At 74.0% G+C, this 11,622-nt stretch carries 7 protein-coding genes; 3 read left to right on the forward strand and 4 right to left on the reverse strand.

Annotated elements, in window-relative coordinates:
- Nucleotides 1-59: 59 nt before the first annotated feature.
- From ACZ6ZT_RS21410 to ACZ6ZT_RS21420, 3 genes are all read right to left on the reverse strand, one after another.
- Nucleotides 60-2,072, reverse strand: coding sequence for a tetratricopeptide repeat protein (locus ACZ6ZT_RS21410; protein WP_469721416.1), 2,013 nt, complete (start codon nt 2,070-2,072; stop codon nt 60-62).
- A 112-nt stretch (nt 2,073-2,184) separates the two neighbouring features.
- Entirely contained in the window at nt 2,185-2,823 is a 639-nt protein-coding gene (locus ACZ6ZT_RS21415) for an NUDIX domain-containing protein (RefSeq protein WP_469721219.1), read from the reverse strand.
- 74 nt (nt 2,824-2,897) lie between these two features.
- Nucleotides 2,898-4,565 carry a CTP synthase gene (locus tag ACZ6ZT_RS21420; protein ID WP_469721417.1) on the reverse strand — a complete coding sequence of 556 codons (1,668 nt, stop codon included), beginning with the start codon at nt 4,563-4,565 and terminating at the stop codon, nt 2,898-2,900.
- 438 nt (nt 4,566-5,003) lie between these two features.
- Between ACZ6ZT_RS21420 and ACZ6ZT_RS21425 the strand changes: the two genes are divergently transcribed.
- From ACZ6ZT_RS21425 to ACZ6ZT_RS21435, 3 genes are all read left to right on the forward strand, one after another.
- Entirely contained in the window at nt 5,004-6,857 is a 1,854-nt protein-coding gene (locus ACZ6ZT_RS21425; protein ID WP_469721220.1) for a glycoside hydrolase family 15 protein, read from the forward strand.
- A 103-nt stretch (nt 6,858-6,960) separates the two neighbouring features.
- Nucleotides 6,961-8,343 (forward strand): FAD-binding oxidoreductase, encoded by a 1,383-nt coding sequence (locus tag ACZ6ZT_RS21430; protein ID WP_469721221.1) that lies wholly within the window; start codon nt 6,961-6,963, stop codon nt 8,341-8,343.
- A gap of 20 nt (nt 8,344-8,363) precedes the next feature.
- On the forward strand, nt 8,364-9,992 hold the full coding sequence (locus ACZ6ZT_RS21435; protein WP_469721223.1) for a PucR family transcriptional regulator: 1,629 nt from the start codon (nt 8,364-8,366) through the stop codon (nt 9,990-9,992).
- Nucleotides 9,993-10,553: 561 nt separating this feature from the next.
- Here ACZ6ZT_RS21435 and ACZ6ZT_RS21440 read toward each other — a convergent pair.
- On the reverse strand, nt 10,554-11,513 hold the full coding sequence (locus ACZ6ZT_RS21440; RefSeq protein WP_469721225.1) for a hypothetical protein: 960 nt from the start codon (nt 11,511-11,513) through the stop codon (nt 10,554-10,556).
- Between the last annotated feature and the right edge of the window lie 109 nt (nt 11,514-11,622).

Below are 11,622 nucleotides of genomic sequence, written 5' to 3' on the forward strand. Positions count from 1 at the left end.
CGTGGTGAAGCCAGTCTAATGAAGGATGAGTCGCTGTCTAGCCTTGCAAACGAATAATCTTAGTCGGAACTACTACGGATTTCGCAGGCTGCGGGGTCATCTCCCAGCAATCTGTCGGCTGCCGACCGGTGCAGCCTGGCGGCCGCCGGGTCTCCCAGCCGGTCCAGCGTGTCGGCCAGCCGCACCTGGAGCGCGGCCTGGAGCCGCAGGTCCGCGGCCCGGCGCGCGAGCTCGATCGCCTCGCGGCAGGTGTGCAGCGATTCCTCGGGCCGTCCGGCGTACTCCTGCACCCGCGCCATTTCGCTCAACGCCTTTGCCTGGCCCGGGACATCGGCGAGCCTGCGGTAGCCCGCGGCGGCCGCGCGCCAGCTGCGCAGCGCCTCCCCGTAGCGGCCCGCGTACGTGTGCACGTTGCCGAGCCGGCCGTAGAGCCTGGCCTCGTCCGCCCGCTCCCCCCGGGCGAGGGCGTGGGCCAGGGCGCGGCCGAACCAGTCGGAGGCCCGCGGCCAGTCCGCCAGCTCCTGGTACGCACCCCCTACGGATTCCATCGCGCGGCCCGTCGCGTACGGGTCCCCGGCGGCCTTTCCGGCGTCCAGCGCGGCCCGGTAGCGCTCCAGGGCCTCCCCGGTCCGGCCGGTCTCGGCGTCCAGGTCGGCCAGGTTCAGCAGCGCGGCGGCCCGCTCCCGGTGCAGGCCGCGGCGCTCGGCGACGTCCAGGACCAGCCGGTGCAGGCCGTACAGCTCGGGGGCGGCGGCCTCCGTGCCCCGGTGCTCGGCCAGGGCCCGGACCAGGGCCGCGACCAGCCTGCGCGCCAGGGTGTCCAGGCCGCCGTCGGCCACCGCGAGCCGGGCGGCGGCGGTCAGCGCGGGCAGCCGGGTGTCGAGCCAGGTGGCGGCGGCGCGCCGGTCGGGAAAGCGCAGGGCGCGCGGCAGCCCGTCCAGGCGCTCCCGCAGCAGGTCCTCCTCGTCCTCGGCCATGGCCCGGCAGGAGGTGAGCAGGCGTACGGTGCGCTCCAGCATCCGGGCCCGGGCCAGCTGCACCTCGGCGGGCCGCTCCTTGGTCTCCAGCAGCGCCTGGAGCAGCGGGGCGAGGCAGCCCGGTAGCTGGAACAGGCCGTCGGGCGCGTGCCGTACGAGGCCCAGCCCGGCGAAGTCCTCCAGGGTGGACTGCGCGGCGGCGACCGAGCAGCCGGCGAGGGCCGAGGCGGTGTGCGAGTCGAGGATCCCGGCCGGGGCGAGCGGCAGCAGCCGTACGGTGCGCTGCGCGGGCTGCGGAAGGGACTCGTAGACCAGCCGGAAGGTACGGGCGAGCGGGCCGGCGGTGCCGGGGGGCATGTCGTGGAGCTGCTTGGCCACGTCGGCGACGGCGGCCTTGGGGTGGGCGGCGAGCCAGCCCCCGGCGAGGGCCAGTGCGGCGGGCTGCCCCCCGCACACCTCGGCCAGGCCCTCGGCGGCGCGCGGGTCGACGGTGACGCGGGTGTCGCCGATGATCCGGGACAGCAGCTCGACGGCGGAGGGGGTGTCGAGCCCGCCGATGGTGCAGGGGCGGACGTCCGGGATCCCGGTGAGCGGCCCCTCGGCGGTGACCACGACCAGGCACTCGGGGGTGTCCGGGAGCAGGGCGTCGACCTGGTGCGGGTCAGCGGCGTCGTCGACGAGCAGGATCGCGCGACGGCCCTTGAGCGCCTCGCGCAGGGCGGCGCTCAGGTCGTCCTCGCAGGCTCCGGGCGGGGTGGGCTGCCCGAGCCCCTCCAGCAGGGTGCGCACCGCCCGCTCGGTGGCGACGCTCTCGCCGCCGGGGGTGGTCAGCCGCACCCGGAGCAGGCCGTCGGGGTATTCGTCGGCCACCTCGCGCACGAACGCCTCGGCGAGCGCCGTCCGGCCGGAGCCGGGCCGTCCGGCGACGAGCAGCACCCGTGCGCGGGGCGCCTTGGCCTTGCGGCCCGAGAGGGTGTCGAGCCCGGTCCGTGCGATGTCCTCGCGCAGCTCCTTGAGCTCACGCCGCCGCCCGACGAAATCCGCCACGGATCCGCTCCTCTCGCTGCCTTCGGGTTGCGAGCGTAGTTCACGCAGAGCGACGGCCCGTGGGGAGCGCGGCGGACAGATCGCCCGATCGGATCAGCGGATGGGCCTATTTATCGGCACGCCGCCCGCACCGCGCCCCCCGCGCGCCCGGCCGGAGCGGTCAGGCCTCGTAGGGGCGGGCCGGCCAGGGGGCGAGCGCCGGGCGCAGTGAGGCGAAGTCCGGGTCCGAGGCGAGGACGGATGCCACGGCCAGGACGCCCGCCACCAGCGCCGCGTTGGAGAGTTCGCCCGCCAGGATGCCCCGGACCAGGTCGGGGACCGGCACCCACTCGATTTCCATGTCGGCCTCCTCCGAGGAGGTCTCCGCGTACCGCTCCCCCTCGGCCTGCGAGATCCCGCGCGCGAGGAAGACCCGTACCGCCTCGTCGGAGCCGCCGGGCGAGGAGAAGAGGTCGGTCAGCACCCGCCAGTCCTCGGCCTTGACGTACGCCTCCTCGAACAGCTCGCGCTGCGCCGCGCCCAGCGGGTTCTCCCCGGGGACGTCCAGCAGCCCGGCGGGCAGTTCCCACAGCCGGTGGCGTACCGGGTGGCGGTACTGGCGGATCACCAGCACCCGCTGCCGCTCGTCCAGTGCCACCACGCACACCGATCCCGGGTGCACCTGGTAGTCGCGCCGGACGACCGAACCGTCCGGCATCCGCACCTGGTCGGAGGCCACGGCAGTCTTGGCCCCCTCGAACGGCCGTCGCCGCGCCAGCGTCTCCCAGGTCTCGGCCGTGTCCTTGATGACGTTGCCCATGCCCAATGCCCTCCACAACGTGCGACAGCCGGGGTACGGATGATCCGTACCCCGGCTGCCTACGTTACCGAGCGTCAGGCCTTCTGCCGGCGTTCGACCGCGGCCTTGACCAGGCCCGCGAACAGCGGGTGCGGCCGGGTCGGGCGGGAACGGAGCTCCGGGTGGGCCTGGGTGGCCACCAGGTAGGGGTGGACCTCGCGCGGGTACTCGACGTACTCGACGAGCTTGTTGTCCGGGGAGGTGCCGGAGAAGACCAGGCCGGCCTTCTTCTCCAGCTCGCCGCGGTAGGCGTTGTTCACCTCGTAGCGGTGGCGGTGGCGCTCGTCCACGTACGCCTGGTCGCCATAGACCTCGCGCACGATCGAGCCCTCGGCGAGCTTCGCCGGGTACATGCCGAGCCGCATGGTGCCGCCCAGGTCGCCCGCGCCCTCGACGAAGGCGAGCTGCTCCTCCATCGTGGAGATGACCGGGTGCGGGGTGGAGGCGTCGAACTCGGTGGAGTTGGCGTCCTCGATGCCCGCCAGGTTCCGCGCGGCCTCGATGACCACGCACTGCAGGCCCAGGCACAGGCCGAGCAGCGGGATCCGGTTCTCGCGGGCGTAGGTGATCGCGCCGACCTTGCCGTTGACGCCGCGGTCGCCGAAGCCACCGGGCACGCAGATCGCGTCCACGTCGCCGAGCACGGCCGCGGCGCCCGCCGGGGTCTTGCAGTCGTCGGAGGCGACCCACTTGACCTGCACGCGGGCCCGGTTGGCGAAACCGCCGGCGCGCAGCGCCTCGGTCACCGACAGGTAGGCGTCGGGCAGGTCGATGTACTTGCCGACGAGCGCGACCGTGACCTCGTGGTCGGGGTTGTGGACGCGGTCCAGCAGGTCCTCCCACACCGTCCAGTCGACGTCGCGGAAGGGCAGGTCGAGCTTGCGGACGACGTAGGCGTCCAGGCCCTCGGTGTGCAGCACCTTCGGGATGTCGTAGATCGACTTCGCGTCGATCGCGGCGACGACGGCCGCCTCGTCCACGTCGCACATCAGCGAGATCTTGCGCTTGATGGAGGTGGGGACCTCGCGGTCGGCGCGCAGCACGATCGCGTCGGGCTGGATGCCGATGTTGCGCAGGGCGGCGACGGAGTGCTGGGTCGGCTTGGTCTTCAGCTCGCCGGAGGGGCCGATGTAGGGCAGCAGCGAGATGTGCACGACGAAGACGTTGTCGCGGCCGACCTCGTGGCGCACCTGGCGGACGGTCTCCAGGAACGGCAGCGACTCGATGTCGCCGACGGTGCCGCCGACCTCGGTGATGACGACGTCGACGTCCTCGGTCGCCATGCGCCGGATGCGGTGCTTGATCTCGTTGGTGATGTGCGGGATGACCTGCACGGTGTCACCGAGGTACTCGCCGCGCCGCTCCTTGGCGATGACCTGCGAGTAGACCTGGCCGGTGGTGACGTTGGCCGAGCCGTCGAGGTCGACGTCGAGGAACCGCTCGTAGTGGCCGATGTCCAGGTCGGTCTCGGCGCCGTCGTTGGTGACGAACACCTCACCGTGCTGGAAGGGGTTCATCGTGCCGGGGTCGACGTTCAGGTACGGGTCGAGCTTCTGCATCGTGACCCGCAGGCCGCGCGCCTTCAGCAGCGCACCCAGGCTGGAGGCCGTCAGCCCCTTGCCGAGGGACGAGGCGACACCCCCGGTGACGAAGATGTGCTTGGTCGTCATGGCTGTGCTGTTTCGAAAAGCAGCGGGCGGCATAGCCAAGAGGGGGCTCCCGTGGTCGCGAGGTGAGGTGCGTCCGGCGCCGGCCCGCGGAGATCCGGAAAGAGTCTCAGGGGGCGCCGAAGCTGCGGTTTCGGGGCTCCTGATTCGCACAGGCAGACCACCGGTCCACGGGGTACCAGCCTATCAGCGCCTCGGCCGGTCCGCCTCCGGGCACGCGGCGCGCGGGGGGCGCACGGTCCCTTCCCGCACCCCCGGCACCCACTCCGACCTGGCCATTCGTCCAGGTCACCCATTCAGCCGAGTCACATTGTCCCAAGACTTCAGGAGATCACTAGGGTGCCGTCATACCCTGCTCGGATACCGCTGCACATCGCCGCCGAGCAGCCCGGCAAACGGCGTAACCTCGCCACGTCCGGCAATCTAGGGCTCGACGCGGGGATCCCTGCGCACAGGAGACCGCGCGACAGCGCAATGCAAGCGCCCTACGGGGCGGACGTGGCCGTTCGACTGGAGAGCAACGTGTCCGGGCGCATCGAGGATTACGCACTGATCGGGGACATGCAGACCGCGGCACTGGTCTGCCGGGACGGGGCGGTGGACTGGCTGTGCCTGCCCCGCTTCGACTCCCATGCCGTCTTCGCGAGCCTTCTGGGCACCGAGGAACACGGGTTCTGGCGCATCGGCCCGGCCTTCGCGCCGGGCACGGAGCCGCCGCGCGCCGCGCGCCGCCGCTACCGCGGTGACTCGCTGGTGCTGGAGTCGGAGTGGGACACCCCGCGCGGGACCGTCCGCGTCATCGACTTCATGCCGCCGCGCGAGGACCACGCGCCGCAGCTGATCCGCATCGTGGAAGGGATCAGCGGGCGCGTGCCGATGCGCTCGGCGCTGCGGATGCGCTTCAGCTACGGCCGGGTCGTGCCCTGGGTGCACAAGGTCGACGGACGGACGGTGGCCGTCGCCGGCCCGGACTCGGTCTGGCTGGACTCGGGTACCGAGACGTACGGCAAGGACCTGACGACGTACTCGGACTTCACCGTCGGGCCCGGCGACCGCATGGCCTTCGCCATCAGCTGGCAGCCCTCCCACAAGGGCGCGCCCGAGACCCCGGACGCCGAGGCGGCGCTGGAGGCGACGAGCGACTTCTGGCGGGAGTGGGTCTACCACTGCACCTACCACGGCCCCTACCGGGAGGCGGTGATCCGCTCCCTTATCACCCTGAAGGCGCTGACGTACGCCCCCACGGGCGGCATCGTGGCCGCGCCGACCACCTCCCTGCCGGAGGAGATCGGCGGCAGCCGGAACTGGGACTACCGCTACACCTGGCTGCGCGACGCCGCCATCACCCTGTCCTCGCTGCTGCGCACCGGCTACCGCGAGGAGGCCTCCGCCTGGCGGGACTGGCTGCTGCGCGCGGTGGCCGGCGACCCCGAGAACCTGCAGATCATGTACGGGATCGCGGGTGAGCGGGAGCTGGGCGAGACCGAGCTGGACTGGCTTCCGGGCTACGAGAACTCCGGCCCGGTCCGCGTCGGCAACGGCGCCGCCCACCAGCTCCAGCTCGACGTGTACGGCGAGGTCACCGAGGCCCTGCACCTGGGGCACATGACGGGCCTGGCCCGCAACGACTACGCCTCGCTGCTCCAGCTGAAGCTGATCCGCTACCTGGAGGCCCACTGGAACGAGCCGGACGAGGGCATCTGGGAGGTGCGCGGCCCGCGCCGCCACTTCGTCCACTCGAAGGTGATGGCGTGGGTGGCCGTGGACCGCACGATCAAGCTGATCGAGAGCGGGGACGCGGACGGCCCGCTGGAGCGCTGGCGCGAGCTGCGCGACGAGATCCACGCGGACGTCTGCGAGAAGGGCTACGACCCGGAACGCAACACCTTCACCCAGTCCTACGGGTCGCGGGAGCTGGACGCCTCCCTGCTGCTGATCCCGCAGATGGGCTTCCTGCCCCCGGACGACAAGCGCGTCATCGGCACCATCGAGGCGATCCAGCGCGAGCTGTCGACCCCGGACGGCTTCATCCTGCGCTACCCGACGGCGGGCGAGGAGGCGGGTGTCGACGGGCTGGAGGGCGACGAGGGGGCCTTCCTGGCGTGCTCGTTCTGGATGGCGGACGACCTGGCGATGATCGGCCGGGTCGACGAGGCCCGCCGGCTCTTCGAGAAGCTGCTGGCCCTGCGCAACGACCTGGGGCTGCTGGCCGAGGAGTGGGACCCCAAGCTCCAGCGCCAGGTCGGGAACTTCCCGCAGGCCTTCAGCCACGTCCCGCTGATCGACACGGCCCTGCGGCTGACGGCGAGCGGGGCCTACGGGGGCTGAGGCACGGGCCTGACGTACGGGGGCGCGGGAACGGCGCGCGGCCCCGTACGGGCGCGCCTAGGCTGGAGGGGTCCCACGCCCCTCACGGGAAGGGGGGACGGCCATGCCACCCCTCTCGAAGGCGGCCACGGCCCTCGCCGAGCTCCGCGAGGACCTGTCCGGCACGGTCCTCGCCCCCGACGACGCGGGCTACGACGAGGCACGGAGCGTGTTCAACGTCCTGGTCGACCGGCGGCCCGCCGTGATCGCCCAGTGCGAGAGCGAGGCGGACGTGGCCACGGCGGTCCGCTTCGCCCGTGACCTCGACCTCAAGATCGCGGTACGCGGCGGCGGCCACAGCGTGGCGGGCATGGCCCTCGGCGACGGGGCGCTGGTCGTGGACCTGCGCCGGATGCACGAGGTGACCGTCCACCCGGCGGCCAAGGCGGTCCGGGTCGGCGGCGGCGCCACCATGAGCCACCTGGACCGGGCCTGCGCGCCGCACGCGCTGGCCACCACCGGGGGCCGCGCCTCCACCACCGGCGTCGGCGGGTTCGTGCTCGGCGGCGGCTCCGGCTGGCTGGACCGGGCGTTCGGCCTGGCGGTGGACAACCTCATCGGCGCCGACGTGGTCACCGCCGACGGCAGCCGCGTGACGGCGACCGCCGAGGAGCACCCGGAGCTGTTCTGGGCCCTGCACGGCGGCGGCGGCAACTTCGGAGTCGTCACCTCGCTGACGCTGCGGCTGCACGACCTGCCCGCTATGTCGATCGCGATGCTGATGTACGCCCCCGAGCGGGGCCCCGAGATCACCGCCCTGTACCGGGAACTCATCGGGTCCGGGCCGCGGGAGGCGAGCGGCTGCGTGATCTACCTGACGGCCCCGCCCGCGCCGTTCGTCCCGCCGGAGCTGGTCGGCGACAAGCTCTGCGCGGTCCTGGTGACCTACGCCGGCCCCGAGGAGGGCCTGCGGCGGCTGGCCGCGCCGCTGCTGGCGGTGCCGCACGAGGCCGAACTCGTCACGGCCATCCCGTACGCCGACCTCCAGTGCATGATGGACGACCCGCCGGGCCTGCGGAACCACTGGTCCGCCGAGTACCTGACGGGCCTGCCCGACGAGGCGGTGGCCGCCTTCTGCGCCGCGGCCGGGTCCATGCCGGTCCCCACCGGCGCCCAGCACCTCCTCATCCCGCTGGGCGGGGCCATCGCCGAGGCGAAGGACGGCTACCCGGTGCCGTACCGGGACTCCCCCTGGGCGGTGCACCCGTTCGCCATCTGGGAGGACCCGGCCGACGACGAGCGGTGCCGGGAGTGGGTGAAGGACGTACGGGCCGGCGTACGGCCCTGGAGCAGCGGGGCGGTGTACCTCAACTTCCTCGGCGACGAGGGCGCGGACCGGGTCGTCGCGGGCCTCGGCGAGGAGAACCTGCGCCGGCTGCGCGCGGTGAAGCGGGAGTACGACCCGGACAACGTCTTCCGGTTCAACCACAACATCAAGCCCGCCTGACCCTTTGGTAGCGTCCCGACATGGAAAACCAGGGCGGGATCACGGTTCAGCGGGCGCTGGAGCTGCCGGGGCTGCGCGGCGGTCTGCCGGAGGTGGTGGCCTGCGCCGACCGGCTCGGCCGGACCGTCCGCTGGGTGCACGCCGGGGAGGTCCCGAACATCGCCTCGCTCCTCAAGGGCGGGGAGCTGCTGCTGACCACCGGTCTGGGGCTGGGCACCCGGCCCGCCGAGCAGCGGGCCTTCGTACGCCGCCTCGCGGACCGGGGGATCGCCGCGCTGGTGGTGGAGCTGGGCCCGCGGTTCACGCGGCTGCCGGCCACCCTCGTGGAGACGGCGAAGGCGGCGGGGCTGCCGCTGGTGCAGCTGCACCGCGAGGTGCCGTTCGTGGCGGTGACCGAAGAGGTCCACACCGAGATCGTCAACGGGCACTACGCGCTGCTCCAGCGGGCCGAGGAGGTCCACCGGCGCTGTACGGAGGCCCTGCTCGGGGGCGGCGGGATCCCGCAGGTGCTGCGGATCCTGGCCGACTTCACCGCGAACCCGGTCTTCCTGGAGACCCCCGACGGACAGCTGCTGTACGCGGCCTCCCCGGTGTCCGGGGACGCGGCCGCCGATCCGCTCCAGGTGTGGGAGGGGCTGCGGGGGCAGCGCGAGGCCGAGCCCTCGGCGGCGGCGGTCGTGGTCGACGTACCCGGCGGCGGGCACGGCACCGGGTCGGTGCGGGCGCGGGTCGTGCTGGCCGGGGTGTCGGCGCCGCTGCTGCCGGTCCACCGGATGGCGGCGGAGCGCACGGCCGGGGTGCTGGCGGTGGTGCTCATGCAGGCGCGGCAGGAGGAGGAGCTGGCCGCGCGCGGCCGGGGCGACTTCCTGACGGACCTCGCGGAAGGGCGCATCTCGGCGGAGGACGCCCCGGCGCAGGCCCGGGTGCTGGGCTTCCGGCCGGGGGCGGGGCCGCTGCTGCCGATCGTGATGCGGCTGTCGTCGGACCTGGGGGCGGCGGGGAACTGGGCCGTGCTGGCCCGGGCGGTGCTGGAGGAACTGTCGTCGGTCGGGGTGCCGGTGCTGCTGGGCGTACGGCCGGTGGAGGGGCGGGTGCCTCTGCTGGTGTCGCTGCGGGCGGAGTCGGAGCGGGCGGCCGTCGCGGACCGGGTGGCGGCGGCGCTGCGGGCCGGGGTGGAGCGGGCCGGGCTGGAGCGGGCCGGGGCTCCGCCGGCGGTGGTCGTCGGCGTCTCGGGCAGCTGGGCGGCGGCCTCGGCGGGGCTGCGGCACGCGGCGGAGACGGCGACGGCGGCCCACGGCCTGCCGGCCCGGCCCTGGTACGACGCGCGCCGCCTGGACATCGACCTCCTGCTCTGGCGGCTGCGGGAGCATCCCGACCTGGCGGCGTTCGTGGACCGCGCGATCGGGGCGCTGCGGGTGCACGACGCCGCGTCCCGGCCCCCTCTCCTCCCCACGCTGGAGACGTACCTGGCCCACGCGGGGCGCAAGGCGGAGACGGCCCGCGAGCTCCACCTGAACCGCCAGACCCTGTACAACCGCCTGGCCCGCATCTCGGAACTCCTCGGCGCCGACCTGGACGACCCCGAAACGGTCCTCTCCCTCAGCCTGGCCCTCCGCGCCCGCCGCCACGCCAGCCCTGCTCCTTCTTGACGCGCCCCTCGCACCGCTCAGCGCTGGCGCGCTTCCCGGGCTTCGGCGCGCTGCGCCGGACTCCGTCCGTCGGCCCGCCGGGCGGGGCCGCTGCCCCTGGCCGCTGTCCGGTCGTCGCCTGCGGGCGCGTTGCCGCTGCGCGGAGCCTGCCCCTCCCCGCCCTTCCACCGTTCCCCGGGCTCCGCCCGGACCCATTCCGGTGCACGTCACCACACGGCGCTCCGCGCCCGCGCCTCAAACGCCGGCGAGGCTGAAGTTGCCGACCCCGACCGGCAAAAATCAGCCCCGCCGGCGATTGAGGCGCGGGGGTCCGGGGGCTGGCCCCCGGCAACGGCGCGCCGGGCGAACGAGGCGCTCAGCCGCCATCCAGCCTCGCCGGCGATTGAGGCGATTAGGCGACGCAGCCCCCATATCCAGCCTCGCCGGCGTTTGAGGCGCGGGGGTCCGGGGGCTGGCCCCCGGCAACGGCGCGCAAGGCGAACGGGCCGCCCAGCCACCATCCCGCCCCGCCGGCGATTGAGGCGCGGGGGCTGGTCCTGGTCGGGTGCGGCGTGCCGGGGGCTAGTGGCGGTGGGCGCGCCAGGTGAGGTAGGTGGTGGTGGTGAGGGCGGCTGTGCGGGCCAGGGGGAGCCATAGGGACTGGAAGGCGGGGCCCAGTTGGTCGTGGGGCAGGGGGGCGCCCCAGTTGCCCCCCGCGCGGCCCCACAGCCACAGCAGCCCGGCCGCGAACACCGCGGCGGGCAACCCCAGCAGCGCCCACTTCCGCTCCCGCGGCCCCAGCACCCGCGAGGCGTACGCCAGCAGCCAGCCGGCGCCGAGCAGCAGCCAGTACCCGCTGAGCGCCCCCGCCGCGATCAGCGCCGCCGCCAGCAGGAGGAACGGGTGCCAGCGGCGGACCCGGCCGGCGGGGGCCTCGGGTACCACCGCGACGGGGGCCACGGCCTTCCGGCGTTCGCGGCGGGCCCGGACGAAGGCGGCCAGGCGGCGGGATGGCGGTGGCGGCTGCGTCGGGGGCTTCTCCTCCGGCGGGGCCGCGTCAGCCTCCGGCTCCTTGAGGAAGTCCGGGAGCTCGATGCCGCCCGCGAAGCCCTCCACCTGCGGCCCCGCCCCCCGGCCGCCGCCCGGCGCGAGGCTCCACCAGTCGGGGTCGACCCCACCGTCGGGGCCGAGTTCGTCGAGCCCGGCCAGATGCGGCGGCACGTTCCGCGGCTCCTCGACGGGGGGCGGCGGCTGCTTGCGCCGCTGTACCGGGACGGCCGGCGCGGGCACCGGCCCGGGGGCCGGCGCCGCCGCCGGTGTGTCCAGGGTGTCCAGGACCTCCTCCGGCGTGCCGATCCGCTGCAGGATGCGCCGTACCGCCGCCGGAGTGTCCGGATCGTACTTGGCGCGCCGACGCTCGATCTCGTCCCGCAGCCCCGACACCAGCCGCATGCGCTCCCCCGACGACAACTGCCGCCGCTGCGCCAAGTCCCCGACCCGGCTCAAGTATTCGTAGACCAGATGGTCGCTCTCGATCCCCACGCCCCGGCTCCTCCCGTCCCGCCTGACAGGAAGGTAGCGCGTGCGTCCGTGGAGCAGCCGTCGGCGCAGCGGATACCGTGGACCGGATGGGGACCGGCCGACGACCGGC

The organism is Streptomyces sp. NPDC102258 (genome assembly GCF_055584685.1).